Source organism: Frigoribacterium salinisoli (assembly GCF_054781095.1).
In genome coordinates, this window is sequence record NZ_BAAGVB010000001.1 from 585,775 (window position 1) to 603,837 (window position 18,063).

General features: G+C 74.2%; 17 protein-coding genes and 1 tRNA gene. 10 read left to right on the forward strand and 8 right to left on the reverse strand.

Annotated features, from left to right (window positions below; all coding sequences use genetic code 11):
* Positions 1–13: 13 nt before the first annotated feature.
* The 3 genes from ACYVHQ_RS02790 to ACYVHQ_RS02800 form a co-directional block, all read right to left on the reverse strand.
* Positions 14–940, reverse strand: a complete 927-nt coding sequence (locus tag ACYVHQ_RS02790) for an FKBP-type peptidyl-prolyl cis-trans isomerase (protein ID WP_460510609.1) — start codon at positions 938–940, stop codon at positions 14–16.
* Positions 941–1,010: 70 nt separating this feature from the next.
* Positions 1,011–2,042, reverse strand: coding sequence for a tRNA (adenine-N1)-methyltransferase (locus tag ACYVHQ_RS02795; RefSeq protein WP_460510610.1), 1,032 nt, complete (start codon positions 2,040–2,042; stop codon positions 1,011–1,013).
* 58 nt (positions 2,043–2,100) lie between these two features.
* Positions 2,101–2,793, reverse strand: a complete 693-nt coding sequence (locus ACYVHQ_RS02800) for an HAD family hydrolase (RefSeq protein WP_460510611.1) — start codon at positions 2,791–2,793, stop codon at positions 2,101–2,103.
* Between the two features lie 122 nt (positions 2,794–2,915).
* Between ACYVHQ_RS02800 and ACYVHQ_RS02805 the strand changes: the two genes are divergently transcribed.
* Positions 2,916–3,821: a PAC2 family protein gene (locus ACYVHQ_RS02805; protein ID WP_460510612.1), complete on the forward strand. Its 906-nt coding sequence runs from the start codon at positions 2,916–2,918 to the stop codon at positions 3,819–3,821.
* Between the two features lie 13 nt (positions 3,822–3,834).
* Here the strand turns inward: ACYVHQ_RS02805 and ACYVHQ_RS02810 are convergent, their stop codons facing one another.
* The 5 genes from ACYVHQ_RS02810 to ACYVHQ_RS02830 all read right to left on the reverse strand — a co-directional run bounded on the left by ACYVHQ_RS02810 (position 3,835) and on the right by ACYVHQ_RS02830 (position 9,411).
* On the reverse strand, positions 3,835–4,539 hold the full coding sequence (locus ACYVHQ_RS02810; RefSeq protein WP_460510613.1) for a response regulator: 705 nt from the start codon (positions 4,537–4,539) through the stop codon (positions 3,835–3,837).
* Positions 4,536–5,843, reverse strand: coding sequence for a sensor histidine kinase (locus ACYVHQ_RS02815; RefSeq protein ID WP_460510614.1), 1,308 nt, complete (start codon positions 5,841–5,843; stop codon positions 4,536–4,538). The genes ACYVHQ_RS02810 and ACYVHQ_RS02815 overlap by 4 nt, the downstream gene beginning before the upstream one ends.
* A 62-nt stretch (positions 5,844–5,905) precedes the next feature.
* Positions 5,906–7,165 (reverse strand): cysteine--1-D-myo-inosityl 2-amino-2-deoxy-alpha-D-glucopyranoside ligase, encoded by a 1,260-nt coding sequence (mshC, locus tag ACYVHQ_RS02820; protein ID WP_460510615.1) that lies wholly within the window; start codon positions 7,163–7,165, stop codon positions 5,906–5,908.
* Positions 7,162–8,004 (reverse strand): undecaprenyl-diphosphate phosphatase, encoded by an 843-nt coding sequence (locus ACYVHQ_RS02825; RefSeq protein ID WP_460510616.1) that lies wholly within the window; start codon positions 8,002–8,004, stop codon positions 7,162–7,164. Before ACYVHQ_RS02825 ends, mshC begins: the two co-directional genes overlap by 4 nt.
* A gap of 96 nt (positions 8,005–8,100) precedes the next feature.
* Positions 8,101–9,411 carry a M20/M25/M40 family metallo-hydrolase gene (locus ACYVHQ_RS02830; RefSeq protein ID WP_460510617.1) on the reverse strand — a complete coding sequence of 437 codons (1,311 nt, stop codon included), beginning with the start codon at positions 9,409–9,411 and terminating at the stop codon, positions 8,101–8,103.
* Between the two features lie 113 nt (positions 9,412–9,524).
* Between ACYVHQ_RS02830 and ACYVHQ_RS02835 the strand changes: the two genes are divergently transcribed.
* The 9 genes from ACYVHQ_RS02835 (at position 9,525) to ACYVHQ_RS02875 (ending at position 17,790) form a co-directional block, all read left to right on the forward strand.
* Positions 9,525–9,609 (forward strand) — tRNA-Leu (locus tag ACYVHQ_RS02835).
* 91 nt (positions 9,610–9,700) lie between these two features.
* Positions 9,701–10,678, forward strand: a complete 978-nt coding sequence (locus ACYVHQ_RS02840; protein ID WP_460510618.1) for an aldo/keto reductase — start codon at positions 9,701–9,703, stop codon at positions 10,676–10,678.
* Between the two features lie 89 nt (positions 10,679–10,767).
* Positions 10,768–10,950, forward strand: coding sequence for a hypothetical protein (locus ACYVHQ_RS02845; RefSeq protein WP_460510619.1), 183 nt, complete (start codon positions 10,768–10,770; stop codon positions 10,948–10,950).
* Positions 10,951–11,008: 58 nt separating this feature from the next.
* Positions 11,009–12,334, forward strand: coding sequence for an NAD(P)/FAD-dependent oxidoreductase (locus ACYVHQ_RS02850; RefSeq protein ID WP_460510620.1), 1,326 nt, complete (start codon positions 11,009–11,011; stop codon positions 12,332–12,334).
* 146 nt (positions 12,335–12,480) lie between these two features.
* Entirely contained in the window at positions 12,481–13,872 is a 1,392-nt protein-coding gene (locus ACYVHQ_RS02855; RefSeq protein WP_460510621.1) for an LLM class flavin-dependent oxidoreductase, read from the forward strand.
* Between the two features lie 253 nt (positions 13,873–14,125).
* A complete protein-coding gene (locus tag ACYVHQ_RS02860; protein ID WP_460510622.1) occupies positions 14,126–14,776 on the forward strand; it encodes an ABC transporter permease in 651 nt (216 codons plus the stop codon).
* The gene (locus tag ACYVHQ_RS02865) at positions 14,763–16,031 is read left to right on the forward strand and encodes an ATP-binding cassette domain-containing protein (protein ID WP_460510623.1); all 1,269 of its coding nucleotides are present in this window, start codon (positions 14,763–14,765) and stop codon (positions 16,029–16,031) included. Before ACYVHQ_RS02860 ends, ACYVHQ_RS02865 begins: the two co-directional genes overlap by 14 nt.
* Positions 16,028–16,762 carry an ABC transporter permease gene (locus ACYVHQ_RS02870; RefSeq protein WP_460510624.1) on the forward strand — a complete coding sequence of 245 codons (735 nt, stop codon included), beginning with the start codon at positions 16,028–16,030 and terminating at the stop codon, positions 16,760–16,762. The genes ACYVHQ_RS02865 and ACYVHQ_RS02870 overlap by 4 nt, the downstream gene beginning before the upstream one ends.
* The gene (locus ACYVHQ_RS02875; RefSeq protein ID WP_460510625.1) at positions 16,759–17,790 is read left to right on the forward strand and encodes a glycine betaine ABC transporter substrate-binding protein; all 1,032 of its coding nucleotides are present in this window, start codon (positions 16,759–16,761) and stop codon (positions 17,788–17,790) included. The genes ACYVHQ_RS02870 and ACYVHQ_RS02875 overlap by 4 nt, the downstream gene beginning before the upstream one ends.
* The last annotated feature ends 273 nt before the right edge of the window (positions 17,791–18,063 follow it).

Below are 18,063 nucleotides of genomic sequence, written 5' to 3' on the forward strand. Positions count from 1 at the left end.
GCCGACGTGGCGCTCAGAGGACGCCGAGGACGTCGAAGACGTAGACGGCCGCCTCGGTGCCGCCCGTGAGCTCGGCGGGGACGACGGTCACGACCTGGGAGCCGACCGGCTGCCCGACGAGGGCGGTCCGCACGTACTCGGGGAGGTCCGCCTGCGCGAGCGGCAGCGCCGTGGCGGTGCCCGTGCTCGTCCAGGTGGAGCCGAGGACGCTGGGCTCGGGGCTCCAGGAGACCGCCGTGAACTGGACCACCGCGGTGTCGTCGGCCGTGAGCTCGGGGCCGTGGCCCTTCACCGTGAGGGCCGTGCGCTGCTCGGTGGGCGCGTCGGCGTCGGGGATGGTCACGCCGGGGGCGCCGTCCGGGGCCGTCACGATGGCGGGCATGCCGGACGTGCCGAGCTGGGGGGCGCCCTCGGCCCGGGGCAGGAACGCGTCGCGGACGTCGACGACCGCGATGAAGGCCGTGTCGGCCTCGTCGTCCGGTTCGACGGCGGAACCGGAGGTGGACCCCTGGAGCTCGCTGCCCTTGACGGCGACGACCACGCGGGACCCGACCGTCGAGCACTCGAGCGCGTCGGCGAGCGGGCCGAGGGTCGCGCCGCCGACCGTGATGGGGTTCGACGAGGTGCCGTCGTAGCCGCTGTCCTCGACCTTCTCGCCCGTCGTGCCGTCGTAGAGCGCGTAGTCGATCACCACGGGGGTCCCGTCGACGATGCGCTGCCCGTCGCCACGCAGCACGGTGGTGACGTCGGTGCTGCGCGTGACGATGGGGGTGGGCACCTGGACGTCGGGCTCCTCGCCGAAGGCCCCGGAGACGGTGACCACGCCGGAGGCGTCGCCCGTGCGCGGGCACCCGTCGTCGCCCGGCTGCGGCTGCGAGGCGCAGGCCGTCAACGAGGCGAGCAGGCCGACGGACACGACGAGGGCGGGGATCTTGCGCACGGCAGTCTTCTTTCTGGTGGTCCGCGGCGCGCACGGGCTCCGGTGAGCGTGCGCGAGGGGTCGGCTCAGCTTATCGGGGCTCGTCGGGTGAGGCGTCGGCCGACGCCTGCGCGTCGACGGAGGCGGCCCCGGCGGCCGCGTCGGCCGCGCTGTGGGCCTGACGGGCCGTCTTGCGGAGCTTCTTCGCGCTCGCGCTGCGCTCCCCCAGGGCGCCGGGGGTCCACGCCTCGACGTCGGCGTCGGAGTAGTCCGACTTCGACGGGCGGCGCTTGAGCTGCGGGAGGACGGACCCCGGCGCGAGCCGGCGCGCGGTGACCAGGAAGCCCGTGTGGCCGATCATCCGGTGGTCGGGCCGCACCGCGAGGCCCTCGACGTGCCAGCCGCGCACGAGGGTCTCGCTCGACTCGGGGTCGGTGAAGGCACCGGAGGCCCGCAGCGCCTCGGCGGTCCGGGACAGCTGGGTGACCGTGGCCACGTAGCAGACGACGAGGCCGCCCGGCGTGAGGGCGGCGGCGGTCGCGTCGACGCACTCCCAGGGCGCGAGCATGTCCAGGACCACGCGGTCCACGCTGCCGTCGGCGACCGCGCCCGGGAGCTCGTCGACGAGGTCGCCGACGGTGACGCTCCAGTTCTCGGGCTCGGCCCCGAAGAAGCTCGCGACGTTGCCGGTCGCGACGTCGGCGAACTCCTGGCGGCGCTCGAAGGACCTCAGGCGCCCCTCGGGCCCGATCGCGCGGAGCAGCCAGAGCGAGAGCGCTCCGGAGCCGACGCCCGCCTCGACGACCGTGGCGCCGGGGAAGACGTCCGCGAAGGCGAGGATCTGCGCCGCGTCCTTCGGGTAGACGATCGCGGCACCGCGGGGCATGGACATGACGAAGTCGGTGAGCAGCGGGCGGAGCGCCAGGTACTCGTCGCCGGTCGTGCTGGCGACGACCGACCCGTCGGGCAGGCCCACGAGGTCGTCGTGGGCGAGCATGCCGCGGTGCGTGTGGAAGACCCCGCCCGCGGTGAGCACGATCGTGTTCAGCTTGCCCTTGGGGCCGGTGAGCTGGACCTTGTCGCCCTCGAGGAAGGGGCCGGACTGGCGGCGGGTGGCGGTCATGCGGTGGGGCTCCCGGGGGACGAGGGGCTGGACGGGTGGAGGGGCGTCGCGAGGACGCTCAGGAGTCGACGCCGCCGGTGCCGCGCGCGGCCCGCCCGGCGGCGTGGATCGCGCGGAGCTCGTCGAGGCCGACGCCGACGAGGGTGTCGCGCCGCAGGTACCCCGCGCCGTCGACCAGGGGTGCGTGGTGCTCCACGCCCAGGGCGACCGTGCCGGCGGCCACGGCGGAGGCGAGGCCCGGGGGGCTGTCCTCGATGGCGACGCAGTCGGCCGCGTCGACGCCGAGCATCGCCGCGCCGCGCAGGTAGGGCTCGGGGTGCGGCTTGTGGTGCTCGACCTCGTCGCCCGCGACGACGGCGTCGAAGGCGGGGAAGTCGACGGCCGCGACGACGAAGTCCGCCATGCGCCGGATCGACATCGTGACGAGGGCCGTCGGGACCCCTGCCGACCGGAGCTCGGCGAGGAGCTCCTTGGCGCCGGGGCGCCACGGGACGTCGTCGGCGACGCGACGGAGGACGTCGGAGGTGAGGTGCTCGATGATCTCGTCGAGCCCGAGGTCGACCCCGTGCGCCCGCAGGACGGCCGCCGAGTGCCAGAGGCTGGTCCCGACGAGCGCGTCGCCGTCGGCCCGGGACCACGTGCCCCCGTGGGCCTCGACCAGCTCGACCTGGCTGGTGAACCAGTAGGGCTCGGTGTCGACGAGGGTGCCGTCCATGTCCCAGAGGACGGCGGCGGGCAGCTGATCGGTCACGACGGACCACTCTACGACAGCGGTCCGCCCGGCCCGGTCCGCGCCTCCCGCCCGCGGGACGTCCGGCTATCGTGGAGGGCGGACAGCCGGGACGCCCCCTCCCCGGCGCGGTGAGGACACAGGTGACGAACACGTCGAGATTCGCGACCGGGCGACTGCTGGTCGTCGCGTTCGAGGGCTGGAACGACGCCGGCGAGGCCGCGAGCGGCGTGGCCCGCTCGCTCGTCGAGGCCTACGGGCTCGAGGCCGTGGCCGAGCTCGACGGCGAGCGGTACGTCGACTACCAGTTCAACCGACCCCAGCTGGCGACCGACGACGACGGCGAGCGGGTGCTCGTCTGGCCGCGCATCCAGCTCTGGGCCCCGCCGGGCTCGGCCGGTGCCCTCGCCGTGACGGACCCGACCGACCGCGGCACGGAGGCCTTCGTGCTCGTCGGTGCGGAGCCCTCCCGCAGCTGGCGGAGCTTCGCGTCCGAGGTCGTCGACCTCGTCGACGTGCACGACGTCTCGTCCGTGGTCCTGCTCGGCGCCATGCTGGCCGACGTGCCGCACACCCGACCGATCTCGACCTTCGCGAGCAGCGACTCCGAGCAGGTGCGCGCCGAGCTCGAGGTCGAGCGCAGCACCTACGAGGGGCCGGTGGGCATCCTCTCCGTGCTGGCCGACGCGATCGCGCGCGCCGGGATCCCCACGGTCTCGGTGTGGGCGTCCGTGCCGCACTACGTCCAGGCGTCCCCCTCGCCCAAGGCGACCCTCGCGCTCGTCGCGCAGCTCGAGCAGCTCACGGGGCTCACGGTGCCCCGCGGCGACCTCGAGGCCGAGGCCGAGGCCTGGGAGCAGAACATCGACGCCCTCGCCGCCGAGGACGACGACATGGCGGGCTACATCGAGCAGCTGGAGCAGGCGCGCGACACGGTCGACTCCCCCGAGGCGAGCGGCGACGCGATCGCCGAGGAGTTCGAACGGTACCTCCGGCGCCGGGACGGCAAGGGCGGACCCGAGGGCCCGGGCAGGCCGCCCCTCCCCTGAGCCGGCGGAGCCGTCAGGTGCCCGGGGCGTCCCCGCCGGGGACGGCGACCCCGTGCTCGTAGGCGAAGACGACGGCCGCCGTGCGGTCCCGGAGGCCGAGCTTGCCGAGGACGTTCGACACGTGGGTCTTCACCGTGGCCTCGCCGAGGTAGAGGTCGCGGGCGATCTCGGCGTTGCTCCGGCCCAGCGAGAGGCGGTCGAGCACCTCGCGCTCCCGGTCGGTGAGCGTCGCGAGGGCGGCCACGGGGGCGGGCCGGACGCCCGCCCGGCCCAGGGCGCGCTCCACGACGCAGCGTGTGAGCTGCGGTGCGAGCAGGGCGTCCCCCCGGTGCACCACGCCGACCGCCTCGATCAGCTCCTCGGGGGTCGCGGTCTTGAGCAGGAAGCCGCTGGCACCGGCGCGCAGCGCCTCGAAGAGGTAGTCCTCGCGGCCGAAGGTCGTCAGCACGAGCACGACGGGACGCGGTGCTCCCGTCGCCGCGCGGTCGCGGTCCGCGGTGGGGTCCAGGAGGCGTCGCGTCGCCTCGAGCCCGTCGGTCCCGGGCATCTGGATGTCCATGACGACGACGTCGGGTCGCCGAGCGGCCGTGAGCGCGACCGCCTCCGCCCCGTCGCGGGCCTCGCCGACGACCTCGATGCCCGGAGCGGAGCCGAGGATGATGCGGAACCCGGCGCGGACGAGGTCCTGGTCGTCGGCCAGCAGGACGCGCACGGTCACGAGGGCGCCCCCACGGGGTCGCCGGCGGCCACCGGCCGGGCCGGGGCGAGGGGCAGGACCGCGAGCACGCGGAAGCCGCCCGTGGGACCGGGGCCGACCTCGAGCGCGCCGCCGTGCAGGTCCACGCGCTCCCGCATGCCCCGGTGGCCGAGGCCGGCGCCGGACGGCAGTCGTCCGCCGTGCCCGTCGTCGTCGACCTCGACGGAGACGGACCTCTCCTCGTAGCGCAGGGCGACCACCGCGGACCGTGCGCCGGCGTGCTTGAGGGTGTTCGTGAGGGCCTCCTGCGCGACCCGGTAGAGCGTGATCCCGACGCTCTCGGGCAGGGGGCGCTCGGCCCCGCTGACGTCCAGGCGCACGTCGAGGCCCAGGGCCCGCGTCGAGCGCACGAGCTCGGGGAGGGCGTGCACGTCGGCCGGTCCCCGGAGGGTCGCCCGGTCGCCGTCGCGGTCCCGCAGCAGCAGGAGCAGGCGCGCGAGCTCGTCCATCGTCGCGCGCGTGGTGGTCTCGACCGCGGCCAGGGCCTCGCGCGCCACGTCGGGCTGGTCGAGGACGCGCCGCGCGGCGCCGGCCTGGATGCCGATGCTCGCGACGTGGTGGCCCACGACGTCGTGCAGCTCGCGGGCGATGCGGCTGCGCTCCTCGACGATGGCCTGTTCGGCGACGAGCTCCTGTGCCGCGCGGAGCTCCACCCCGGCCTGCTCCAGCGCCTGCAGGCGCTGGGCGGAGACCCGCGTGGCCCGACCGAAGGCGATGGCCGTCGCGAAGTAGAGGGCGTTGGAGACGAGCACGACGGCGACGACGGCCGAGGCGGGTCGGACGCCGCCGACCTCGTCGGCCGTCCGGAGGGCCTCGACGGCGAACACGGCCCCGAAGCAGGCGAAGAGGACCGCCGCGGCGGCGGCGCTGGCGACGAGAGCCGAGCGCCGCGACGCGGCCCACGCGTTGGCCGTGTAGATGACCAGGAACTCCGCGACGGCGGGCGTGAGGACGTCGGGGTAGCCCAGGGCCTGGCCGCCGAGGAACGCTGCGGAGACGAGCACGAGCGCGAGGACGGGACGCCGCCGCCGCAGCGCGACGGGGACCACGAGGGCCACCAGGCAGGCGATGCTGACGGGGAGGGTGGCGACGTCGCGACCGGACACCGCGTGCGCCTCCGTGCCGAGCGCGATCGTCCCGAGACCCAGCGCGGTCAGGGCCGAGGCCACGAAGGCGTCGACGCGGTGGTCGCGCCGCGTCAGGGGACGACGGACCTCGGGGTCGACGTCGTGGTCGGCGGCGGGCGGCGGCGCGAGCTGGCTCACCTCGTCAGGGTAGCGGAGGCCCGCGTCGTCCTGAGCCTCCCTCGAGGCCGGGCGCGACCGGGTCAGGAGCGCAGGTCGACCCCGAGGAGGGCCTGCACGGCGTCGACGTCCACGGCCGACGCGGGCCCGTCCCCCCGGGCGACGACCGCGTCGACCGCAGCGATCGCGCGCGGGACGTCGAGGTCGTCGGCGAGGGCGGCGCGCAGCGAGCGCAGGAGGGCGGTCTCGGCGCGGTCCCCGGACGCGCCTCCTGCCCCGACCGCCCAGGCGCGCCAGGCGGCGAGCCGGGCCTCGGCGCGCTCGAGGTCGTCGGGGGTCCACTCCCAGTCGCTCCGGTAGTGGTGGGCCGTGACGGCCAGGCGGACCGCCCGGGCGTCGGTGCCCGCGGCGACGAGCTCGCTGACCTTGACCAGGTTGCCGAGCGACTTGCTCATCTTCTCGCCCTGGTAGGCGACCATGCCCCCGTGCGCGTGCAGGTCGGCGTGGGGGCGACCGGTGAGCGCGATGCCGTGCGCCGCGCTCATCTCGTGGTGCGGGAACACGAGGTCGCTGCCGCCCCCCGCCACGCTGAAGGGCGTCGCGAGGTGCTGCTCGGCGATGACGGTGCACTCGATGTGCCACCCGGGGCGACCGTGGCCGAGCACCGTCGGCCACGAGGGCTCGTCCGCTCGGGCGGCGCGCCACAGGAGGGGGTCGAGCTCGTCGCGCTTGCCGGGCCGTTCGGGGTCTCCCCCGCGCTCGGCGAAGGCCGTGCGCCTGGCCGCGGCGTCGTAGCGGCTCTCCTGGCCGAGGTGCCAGCTGGTCCGCTCGGCGGCACGGCGGACGTCGAAGTACACGTCGTCGTCGTCCGCCCCGTCGGTCGGCACGCGGTAGGCGAAGCCCCCGTCGAGGAGCCCCGCCACGGCCTCCGCCACGTCGCCGACCACGTCGGTGACGGCCACGTAGTGGTCCGGCGGCACGACCGCGAGCTGCTCCATGTCGCGGCGGAAGAGATCGGTCTGGGAGGCCGCCAGGTCGCGCCAGGCGACGCCCGTCGCGGCGGCCCGCTCGAGCAGCGGGTCGTCCACGTCGGTGGTGTTCTGCACGCTCGTGACCTCGAGCCCCGCGTCGCGCCACGTGCGCACGAGCGCGTCGAAGGCCAGGTAGGTCGCGGCGTGGCCGAGGTGGGTCGCGTCGTAGGGCGTGATGCCGCAGACGTAGAGGCCCGCGCGGCCGTCGACGACGCGGGTCTCGCGGAGCTCCCCGGTCGACGTGTCGTGCAGGCGGGGCGTCCGGCCGGTGCCCGGCAGCACGGGCAGCTCGGGGCGGCTCCAGCTCCTCACGCGGAGACCACCCCGAGCGAGAGCAGCACGAGGAGGACGACGCCCAGGGCGACGCGGTAGACCACGAAGGGCGTGAAGCTGCGGCGCGAGATGTAGTTCATGAAGAAGGCGATGACCAGGAACCCGACCACGAAGGCGACGGCGGTGGCGGCGAACGTCTCGACGAGCGAGTAGGGGCCCGGCTCCGAGAAGCTCTGGAGCAGCTCGTAGAGCCCGCTGCCGAACACGGCCGGCACGGCGAGCAGGAAGGAGAAGCGTGCCGCCGCCGGCCGCGAGTACCCGAGGGCCAGGCCGGCCGTCGTGGTCGCGCCGGACCGGGACACCCCCGGGACGAGCGCGAGCACCTGGGCGAACCCGACGGCGATGCCGTCGCGGTACGACATCTGCTCGAACCGGCGCTCCTGGCGACCGAGCCGGTCGGCCAGGCCGAGCAGCAGGCCGAACGCGATGAGCACGATCGCGACGATCCAGAGCGAGCGGAACGTGGACCGGATGGCCTCCTGGAAGAAGTACCCGGCCAGGACGATGGGCACCGTGCCGATGATGACCAGCCAGCCCATCCGCACGTCCGGGTCGCTCTGCGGGAGCTTCCCGGCGACGCCGCGGGACCACCGGCCGAGGATCCGCCCGATGTCCTTGCGGAAGTAGATCACGACGGCCAGCTCGGTGCCGAGCTGCGTGATGGCGGTGAAGGTCGCACCGGGGTCGAACTCGCCCGCTCCGTCAGCGGTGGGGAAGAGCAGGCCCACGAGCCGGAGGTGGGCGCTGGACGAGACGGGGAGGAACTCCGTGAGGCCCTGGACGAGGCCGAGCAGGAGTGCCTGGAGGAGATGCTCCACGCGGTGGACCCTTCTGGTGCTGCGACGCCGGGGCGTCGAGGTGCGGGACGTCGGCGGCGGTGGCGAGCGTCGTGGCGGTGCGTCGACGGAACGGCGTCAGTACGTCGACAGGAGGTCGCGCAGGACGCGACTGCCGAAGGTTAGCGCCTCGAGCGGCACGCGCTCGTCGACGCCGTGGAACATCGCCGGGAAGTCCATGTCCTCCGGCAGGCGGAGCGGCGCGAAGCCGTAGCCCGCGATGCCGAGCAGGCTGAGGGCCTTGTTGTCCGTGCCGCCCGAGAGCAGGTACGGCAGCACGGGCGCGCCCGGGTCGTGCCGCTCGAGCGTGGCCTTGACCGCCTCGACCAGCGGACCGCCGAAGGGGGTCTCGAGGCCGACGTCGCGGTGCACCGTGACGATCTCGACGTCGTCGCCGACGAGCTCCTGCACCTCGGCGAGGACCTGGTCCTCCGTGCCCGGCAGGCACCGGATGTCGACGCGGGCCTCGGCGGTGTCGGGCACGACGTTGTGCTTGTAGCCGGCGGCCAGCATGGTCGGGTTCGTCGTCGTGCGCAGTGAACCGCGGATGAAGCCCCTGGCCGTGCCGGTCCGCAGCACGAGCTCGTCGGGGGCGACCTGCTCGACGTCGACGTCGAGGATCCGCGCCACCTCGGCGAGCAGGGCCGTCGTGGTGCCGGTGAGGGCGATCGGCCACTCCTTCCGGCCCAGGGCCGCGACGGCCTCGGCGAGGCGCGTCACGGCGTTGCGCTCGATCATCTGCGAGCCGTGGCCGGCGGTCCCGCGGGCGCGCAGGGTCACCCAGACGAGGGCCTTCTCGCCCGTCTGCAGGAGGTACGAGCGGCGGCCGTCCACGTACGTCGAGTAGCCGCCCACCTCGCTGATCGCCTCCGTCACGCCCTCGAAGAGGTCGGGGCGGTGGGTGACGAGGTGGTGCGAGCCCAGGATGCCCCCCGCCTCCTCGTCGGCGAAGAACGCGACGACGAGGTCGCGGGCCGGCCGCTCCCCCGCCCTCAGGAGGTCGCCGAGCGCGGTGAGGACCATGGCGTCCATGTTCTTCATGTCGACGGCCCCGCGGCCCCAGAGCATGCCGTCGCGCACGACGCCGCCGAAGGGGTCCACGCTCCAGTTCGCGGGGTCGGCCGGCACGACGTCGAGGTGGCCGTGCACGACGAGCCCGGGGGCCGAGCGGTCGGCTCCCTCGACGCGAGCCACCACGCTCGTGCGACCCGGCTCGGACTCGACCAGCTCGGGACGCAGGCCCAGGTCGCGCAGGTGCGCCGCCACGTACTCCGCCGCCTCGGCCTCGCCGCGCGCCCTGCCGCCGCCCCAGTTCGTCGTGTCGAAGCGGATGAGGTCGCGGGCGATCCGGGCGGTCTCGTCGAGCTCGGGCTCGTGGTCGGTCGTCATGCGCCCCACGCTACCTCCGCGACCCCCGTCGGACGGGGTCGCGGTCGGCGTGGTCACGAGCACCTCCGGAGCCGTGCTAGTGTTTCGGGGTCGGGTCAGCCCGACACCATCCAGTCCGGGTGGCGGAAATGGCAGACGCGCTAGCTTGAGGTGCTAGTGCCCGTATAGGGCGTGGGGGTTCAAGTCCCCCCTCGGACACACTGTGTTGAGACAGTAGCCGTGAGAACGGCAGAGAAGGGCCCCGCGAGAGCGGGGCCCTTCCTCGTTCCCGGGCGTAGCCTCCGGTGCCATGGAGTACACGCGCCTCGGCACCAGCGGCCTGCACGTCTCACGGATCGTCCTCGGCTGCATGAGCTACGGCGTCCCCGACCGGGGCGCCCACCCGTGGAGCCTGCCCGAGGAGGAGAGCCGCCCGTTCGTGCGGCAGGCCCTCGAGGCCGGCGTCACCGCCTTCGACACCGCGGACGTCTACAGCGACGGCACCAGCGAGGAGATCGTCGGCCGGGCGCTGCGCGACTTCGCCGACCGCGACGACGTCGTGCTGATGACGAAGGTGCACGGCCGGACGCGCCCCGGACCGAACGGCGCCGGGCTGGGCCGGGCCCACGTCATGAGCGCGATCGACGACAGCCTCCGCCGACTGGGCACCGACCACGTCGACCTCTACCAGGTGCACCGCTGGGACGACGCGACGCCGATCGAGGAGACGATGGAGGCGCTGCACGACGTCGTGCGCTCGGGGAAGGCCCGGTACATCGGCGCCTCGAGCATGTGGGCCTGGCAGTTCGCCAAGGCCCAGCACGCCGCCGACCTCGGGGGCTGGACGCGCTTCGTGTCGATGCAGGACCAGTACAGCCTCGTGCAGCGCGAGGAGGAGCGCGAGATGCACCCCCTCTGCCTCGACCAGGGCGTGGGCGTGATCCCCTGGTCCCCGCTGGCCCGCGGTCGGCTCACCCGCGACTGGGACGCGGAGACCGAACGCACCGCCACGGACGCCTTCGGCGGCACCCTCTACCGCCAGCGCGAGGACTCCGACCGGCAGGTGGCGGCCGCGGTCGCCGCCGTGGCCGAGGAGCGCGGGGTCCCCCGGGCACAGGTCGCCCTGGCCTGGGTGCGCCAGCAGGAGGTCGTGAGCGCGCCGATCGTCGGGGCCACGAAGCCGCACCACCTCGCGGACGCCGTCGCCTCGGTCGACCTGTGGCTGAGCGACGAGGAGCTCGACCGCCTCGAGTCCCCCTACGTGACCCGGGAGCCCGAGGGGTTCTGACCCGGGGCGCGACGCGGGGCGGTGCGCCGGAATAGGGTGGACCGACGGGCGACGACGACGTCGCGCGCCACGACAGGACGGGAGCCACCATGACCGAGCACCACGGCCGAGCCGACGAGCACGACGACCGCGACCGCCGCGCCACGTCGGGAGACGACGAGGGGTCGTACGTCGACGCCCAGCTCCCGGACGACACCACGACCACCGCGGGCCCCCACGACGGAGAGCCCGACGGCAGCTACACCGACTCGGACGTCCCGAGCGACCGCTGACCGGCGCGCACGGCGCACCCAGCGGCACCACGGTCACCACAGGGAGGAACACCACCACATGACACAGCGCATCGTCATCCTCGGCGGCGGCGCCGGAGGGCTCACCACGGCCCTCGAGCTGCAGAAGAAGCGGCCGCCGCAGAACGCCAGCATCACGCTGGTGGACCGCTCGCCGTACTACACGTACCAGCCGTTCCTCCCCGAGGTCGCCGGTGGTCACATCGCTCCGCGCGACGTGACCGTCGACCTGCAGAAGGCGCTGCGCAAGACCAAGGTCGTCCAGGCCGCGGTGAGCGCGCTCGACGCCGACGCGAAGACGGTCACGGTCACCTCGCCCGACGGCGAGACGAGCGAGATCGAGTACGACCAGCTGGTGGTCGCGCTCGGCGCCGTCACGCGCACCTTCCCCACGCCCGGCCTCGCCGAGCACGGCGTCGGCTTCAAGAGCGTCGAGGAGGCCTCCTACGTGCGCAACCGGGTCCTCGGCAACATCACCGAGGCCGCGAGCACGAAGGACCCGGCCGTCCGCCGTCGCCTGCTGACGGTCGTCTTCGTCGGCGGTGGATACACCGGCGTGGAGGCCCTCGCGGAGCTCGACGACGCGGCCAAGGCCGCGGTCGACGAGCACCCCACGCTCTCCCGGGACGAGCTGCGCTTCGTCCTCGTCGAGGCCCTCGACCGCGTCGCCCCCGAGGTCGGCCCGGAGCTCAGCAAGTGGACCCTCGGCAAGCTGCGCTCGCGCGGCATCGACGTGCGCCTGCAGACCACGATGCCCTCGTGCGTCGACGCGGACGTCGTGCTCAGCGACGGCGAGACGATCCCGGCGGGCACGATCGTCTGGACCGCCGGCGTCAAGCCGAACCCGGTCCTCGGCGACCTCGGCCTGCCGCTCGGCCCCAAGGGCCACCTGAACGTGAACTCGTCCCTGCAGGTCGCGACCGAGGACGGCACCGTCCTCGACGGCGTGTGGGGCCTCGGCGACGCCGCGCAGGTGCCGAACCTGCTCTCGACCACGCAGCCGGCCTACTACCCGCCGAACGCGCAGAACGCCGTCCGCCAGGCGGCCCTGGTCGCCGACAACGTGCTCGCGACCCTCGCCGGCGGCGAGCTCGCCGAGTACCGCCACGAGTCGGTCGGAACGGTCGCCAGCTACGGCATCGGCAAGGGGGCGGGCATCCTCAAGGGCGTCAAGGTGAAGAACGTCGTCGCCTGGCTCGCCCACCGCGGCTACCACCTCTACGCCATGCCCACGGTCAACCGGAAGTGGCGCATCCTCAGCGGCTGGGTGACGAACTTCGTCGGCGGCCGCGACCAGACCCCGATCAAGGCCCTCGCCGACCCGCGTGCCGGGTTCCTCGAGGTCACCAAGAAGGTCGACGCGTAGGCGGGCCCACCACCCGAGCGCAGGAGGCGCGTCCCCGCACCGGGGGCGCGCCTCCTGCCGTCGCGGGGCGCGCCTCCTGCGGCCCTCGTGACGTCGCGTGACGCGCGCCGGGCGACGGGGCGGCGACAGGCGTGACCATGGGGTGCATGACCCGACGCATCCGGCTCAACGCCTTCGACATGACCTGCGTGGCCCACCAGTCCCCCGGGCTCTGGCGGCACCCCGACGACCGTTCGGCCGAGTACACCTCGCTGCGGTACTGGACCGACCTGGCGCGGCTGCTCGAGCGCGGCGTCTTCGACGGCCTCTTCCTCGCCGACGTGCTCGGGACCTACGACGTGTACGGGGGCACGGACGAGGCGACCCTCCGCCAGGGAACGCAGACGCCGGTCGGCGACCCGCTGCTGCTCGTGTCGGCCATGGCGGCGGCGACCGAGCACCTGGGCTTCGGCGTCACCGCGGGGACCGCCTACGAGCACCCGTACCCCTTCGCGCGGCGCATGTCGACGCTCGACCACCTCACCGACGGCCGCGTGGGCTGGAACGTCGTCACCGGGTACCTGCCCAGCGCCGCGCGCAACCTCGGCGCCGACGACCAGCTCGACCACGACGACCGGTACGACCACGCCGACGAGTACCTCGAGGTCGTGACGAAGCTGTGGGAGGGGTCCTGGGAGGACGACGCCGTCGTGCGCGACCGCGCGACGGGCGTCTTCACCGACCCGACGAAGGTCCACCCGATCGGGCACGAGGGCCGGTTCTTCCGGGTGCCCGGCATCCACCTCGCCGAGCCGAGCCCGCAACGGACGCCCGTGATCTACCAGGCGGGGGCGTCGCCGCGCGGCATCCGCTTCGCCGCCGACCACGCCGAGGCGATCTTCGTCGCCGCCCACACGAAGGAGCGGCTCCGCGAGACCGTCACGGCGATCCGCGACGCCCTCGAGGCGGCGGGGCGCGGCCGGTACGCGGCGCGCGTCTACACGCTGCTCACGGTGATCACCGACGCCACGAGCGAGGCCGCGCACGCCAAGCACGAGGAGTACCAGCGCTACGCGAGCGAGGAGGGCGCGCTCGTGCTGCTCTCCGGCTGGATGGGGGTCGACCTCTCGACGTACTCCCTCGACGACCCCGTGGGCGACGTCGAGAGCAACGCGATCCGCTCCGCGGTCGCGAACTTCCAGGCCGGCAGCGGCGCCTCGGGCGAGGCGTGGACGATCCGCGACATCGCTCGGGCCGCGGGCATCGGCGGCCTCGGTCCGCGCATCGTGGGCTCGGGCGAGGAGATCGCCGACGAGCTGCAGGCCTGGGTCGAGGAGACCGACGTGGACGGCTTCAACCTCGCGTACGCGATCACGCCGGGCAGCTTCGAGGACGTCGTCGAGCACGTCGTGCCCGTCCTGCAGGCGCGCGGCGCGTACCCCACGGCGTACGAGGCGGGCACGCTCCGGCACAAGCTCCTCGGGGCCGGCGACCGCCTCCCCGACGAGCACCCCGACGCCCGGCATCGCGTCCGGCCGGAGGCCCGCGAGGGAGCCTGAGGAGGCGTGCGGCGGACGCCCGGCAGGCGTCGGGCGACTCGCTGCGCGCTTCACAGGCAATCGTGACCCCCGCCCTGGCCCCTCGGCCGGAAGGCGTCCCTGACCGGGGGTTCCCCGCGAGGACGACCCGGTCCCGGGATCGGTCGCCCGGTGCCCCGACCCCGCCTCGGGCCCGTCGCTGCTCCCCGCCCCCGGCCTAGGGTGGTGCAGTCGTCCCGGCCGGGGCGGCGCGACCGACGCGGGGAGCGAGCGCATGGGCCTGGACTTCGTGGTCGACCGGTGGGACCAGATCTGGTTCGCCTCCTGGCAGCACCTCTGGCTCGTCGTGCAGTGCCTGGCGCTGGCGGTCGTCCTGGCCGTCGGCCTGGCGGCGCTCGTGCACCGGAGCGGTCGCCTGAGCGGCCTCGCCAACGGCGTCTCCGCCGTCGGGCTGACGCTGCCGTCCTTCGCGCTCGTCGGCCTCCTCATCGCGCCCGTCGGCTTCGGCGTGGTGCCCAGCGTGATCGTCGTGACCTTCTTCGCGACCCTGCCGATCCTCCGCAACGCCGTCGTGGGCCTGTCCGAGGTCGACCCGGCGCTCGTCGAGAGCGCCCGAGGGCTCGGCATGGGCCCGGCGCGGACGTTCCTCACGGTCCAGCTGCCGCTCGCCTGGCCGGTCGTGCTCACCGGCATCCGCGTCGCCGCGCAGATGGTCATGGGCATCGCGGCCGTCGCCGCCTACGCGCTCGGCCCCGGCCTCGGCGGCTTCATCTTCTCGGGGCTGTCCCGTCTCGGCGGCGCCAACGCGCTCGCCTCGGTCGTGACCGGCGTCGTCGGCGTCGTCCTCCTGGCGCTCCTGCTCGATCTCCTGCTCGTCGGCCTCGGCCGCCTGACCATCTCGCGAGGCCTCCATGTCCAGCACTGACACCACGACCGGCACCCAGGCGGAGGGCGTCTCGGGGCGCAGCATCCTGCTCGACCAGGTGACGAAGCGCTACCCCGGCCAGGACCGCCCCGCGGTCGACGGCATCACGCTCGAGATCCCCGAGGGCAAGATCGTCATGCTCGTCGGTCCGTCGGGCTGCGGCAAGACCACCACGCTGAAGATGATCAACCGCCTCATCGAGCCCACCGAGGGGCGCATCGTGCTCGGGGGCGACGACGTCACGAGCATCGACGGCGACGAGCTGCGCCGGCGCATCGGGTACGTCATCCAGGCGGGCGGGCTCTTCCCGCACATGACGGTCGCCAAGAACATCGGGCTCGTCCCCGGCATGCTCGGCTGGTCGAAGGAGCGCACGGCGGCGCGCGTCGACGAGCTGCTCGAGCTCGTCTCGCTCGATCCGGACACCTACCGGGACCGCTACCCCCGTGAGCTCTCGGGCGGTCAGCAGCAGCGCGTCGGCGTCGCCCGGGCCCTGGCCGCCGACCCGCCCGTGCTGCTCATGGACGAGCCCTTCGGCGCCGTCGACCCCATCACGCGGCAGCGCCTCCAGGACGAGCTCATCAACATCCAGGCCGAGCTCCAGAAGACGATCGTCATCGTCACCCACGACTTCGACGAGGCGGTGAAGCTCGGCGACTGGATCGTCGTCTTCTCCGAGGGTGCGCACATCGTCCAGTACGACACGCCGGAGCGGATCCTCGCGGAGCCCGCGAACGGGTTCGTCGAGCGCTTCATCGGCTCCGGGGCCGGGCTCAAGCAGCTCACCCTCACCCGGGTGCGGCACGTCGACCTCGCGGAGGCGGTCACGGTGCGCCCGGGCGAGCGGTCCAGCGACGTGCTGTCGCGCCTCGAGGCCGTCGGGCACGGCCACGCGGTCGTGCTCGACGAGCGCGACCGCCCGTTGCGCTGGCCCTCCCGTCGCGACCTGGCGCAGGTCCCGGTCGTGCCCGAGGGCCGCGACGAGGCCCTGCCCGTCGTCGGGCAGGGCGCGACCCTCAACGACGCGCTCGACACCATGCTCGTCAGCAACGCGGGCGCGGCCCTCGTCACCGGCCGCCGCGACGCCTTCGTCGGCGTCATCACGGTCGAGGTGGTCATGGAGGCCATCACGAAGGCGCGCGCGGCGGCGGCGGTCGCGGGCGACGCCCCGGTCGGCACGAACACCGGGAGCCTCGAGGCCTCCCTGCCGGCGGCCCCCGGCGCCGGGCACGTCGGCGACGGGCCCGCCGCGTGACCGCCGCCCGCCGGGCCCTGCTCGTGCAGCCGCTGGCGGTGCTCGTGGTGCTGGCCGCCTTCGTGGCCTGGCTGCGGACCGCGGACCTCACCGACGGCGAGCGGACCACGCTCAACCCCGCGGACCTCCTGGCCTACACGGGCGAGCACCTCGCCCTGACGTTCACGTCGGCCGTCATCGTGCTCGTCGTGGCCCTCCCCCTCGGCGTGCTGCTCACCCGCGGACCCTTCCGCCGGATCAGCGGCCCGGTCCTCGCCGTCGCCAACGTGGGGCAGGCCGCACCCGCGATCGGTCTCGTCGTGCTGCTGGCCTTCTGGCTCGGCTTCTCGTTCCGCGCTGCCGTCGTCGCGCTCGTCCTGTACGCCCTGCTGCCGGTCCTGCGCAACACCATGATCGGCCTCCAGAGCGTGGACCCCCGACTCGTCGAGGCGGGCCGGGGCATGGGCATGAGCTCGACCCGCGTGCTCTTCACGGTCGAGCTGCCGCTGGCCGTGCCCGTCATGCTCTCCGGCATCCGGACGGCCCTCGTGCTGCTCGTCGGCTCCGCAGCCCTCGCCACCTTCATCGGGGCGGGCGGCCTCGGACTGCTCATCACCACCGGGGTGAACCTGTTCCTCCCGCGCGTCCTCGTCTCGGGCGCGCTCCTCATCGCGCTGCTCGCGCTCCTCATCGACTGGGTGGGGCGCGTCGTCGAGCACGTCGCCCGCCCGAAGGGACTCAGCCCCGCATGACGCACCCGCCGGCCACCTCGTCCCGCGGCGGCGCCCTGCGCCGCGTCCGCCGCGCCTCCTGCGCCCTCGTCGTCGCCGCCTCCGCGGCGACGCTCGCCGGGTGCGGCCTGCAGCCCGCGACGGCCTTCGTGCCCGCCGTCGCACCGGGCTCGATCGAGCGCGTCGACGCCCTCCCCGAGGGCACCGGGATCACGGTCACGGCGAAGAACTTCACCGAGCAGCTGATCCTCGGCAAGATCGCCGTGCTCGCCGCGCAGGCGGCCGGCTTCACCGTCACCGACATGACCAACGTGCCCGGGAGCGTCGCCGTGCGCGAGCTCATGACCTCGGGCGAGGCCGACATGACGTACGAGTACACGGGCACGGCGTGGCTGACGTACCTGGGCGAGCCCCAGGGGATCCCCGACACGACCGAGCAGTACGAGGCCGTCCGCGACGCGGACGTGGCGAACGGCCTCACCTGGCTGGAGCCCGCGCCGCTCAACAACACGTACGCCATGGCCGTGCGCTCGGAGGCCGTGGCCGAGCTCGACGACGTCGCGACGCTGTCGGACATCGCCGCGCTGCCGGTCGAGGAGCGCACCTTCTGCGTCGAGGCGGAGTTCAACTCGCGGGCCGACGGGTTCGCGCCGATGCTGGCGCACTACGGGCTCGAGCTGGGGGCGCCGGACGGCGTGCCCACGAGCAACGTGAGCATCCTCGACACCGGCACCGTGTACACGGCCACGGACCGGGGCCGGTGCAACTTCGGCGAGGTCTTCACGACCGACGGCCGCATCGACGCCCTCGACCTGACCGTGCTCGAGGACGACGCCGCCTTCTTCCCGTCGTACAACGTGGCGCCGGTGCTCAGCACGGCCACCCTCGAGGAGCACCCGGAGCTCGCCGACGTCTTCGAGCAGATCTCGCCCGCGATCACGGACGAGGCCCTCCGGGCCCTCAACCTGCGCGTGGACGTGGGCGGCGAGGAGCCCGCCGACGTCGCCTTCGACTGGATGCTCGAGCAGGGCTTCGTCACCCGCCCCTGACCCGGTCCCGGGCGCGCCGCGCCGGTCGCGCGACGCGCCGGCAGGGTGGTGTCCGCGGGTGAGACGACAGGTGAACCGTGGGGGGCAGGAGTTGTCCCCCTCACGTGGGACAGCTTCCCAGCTCGACCCTTGTGGGCGACAGGTGTCGGCGAAGGGGTCGGCGTCGGTCCGGCCTCGCCGGGGAGACGCGGACCGCCCTCGTCACCGCCGTGACCAGGGGTTCTCGCGACGGGCGTGGGGCGTGGCGGCACCCCCGCGCTCCAGCCCCGGGCG

Bases quoted from the DNA above. Each gene is read 5' to 3' on its own strand.
- ACYVHQ_RS02865 (WP_460510623.1), top strand. From the start codon at position 14,763: ATGTCCAGCACTGACACCACGACCGGCACCCAGGCGGAGGGCGTCTCG.
- ACYVHQ_RS02875 (WP_460510625.1), top strand. From the start codon at position 16,759: ATGACGCACCCGCCGGCCACCTCGTCCCGCGGCGGCGCCCTGCGCCGC.
- ACYVHQ_RS02860 (WP_460510622.1), top strand. From the start codon at position 14,126: ATGGGCCTGGACTTCGTGGTCGACCGGTGGGACCAGATCTGGTTCGCC.
- ACYVHQ_RS02830 (WP_460510617.1), bottom strand. From the start codon at position 9,411: ATGACGACCGACCACGAGCCCGAGCTCGACGAGACCGCCCGGATCGCC.
- ACYVHQ_RS02795 (WP_460510610.1), bottom strand. From the start codon at position 2,042: ATGACCGCCACCCGCCGCCAGTCCGGCCCCTTCCTCGAGGGCGACAAG.
- ACYVHQ_RS02840 (WP_460510618.1), top strand. From the start codon at position 9,701: ATGGAGTACACGCGCCTCGGCACCAGCGGCCTGCACGTCTCACGGATC.
- ACYVHQ_RS02845 (WP_460510619.1), top strand. From the start codon at position 10,768: ATGACCGAGCACCACGGCCGAGCCGACGAGCACGACGACCGCGACCGC.
- ACYVHQ_RS02855 (WP_460510621.1), top strand. From the start codon at position 12,481: ATGACCCGACGCATCCGGCTCAACGCCTTCGACATGACCTGCGTGGCC.
- ACYVHQ_RS02850 (WP_460510620.1), top strand. From the start codon at position 11,009: ATGACACAGCGCATCGTCATCCTCGGCGGCGGCGCCGGAGGGCTCACC.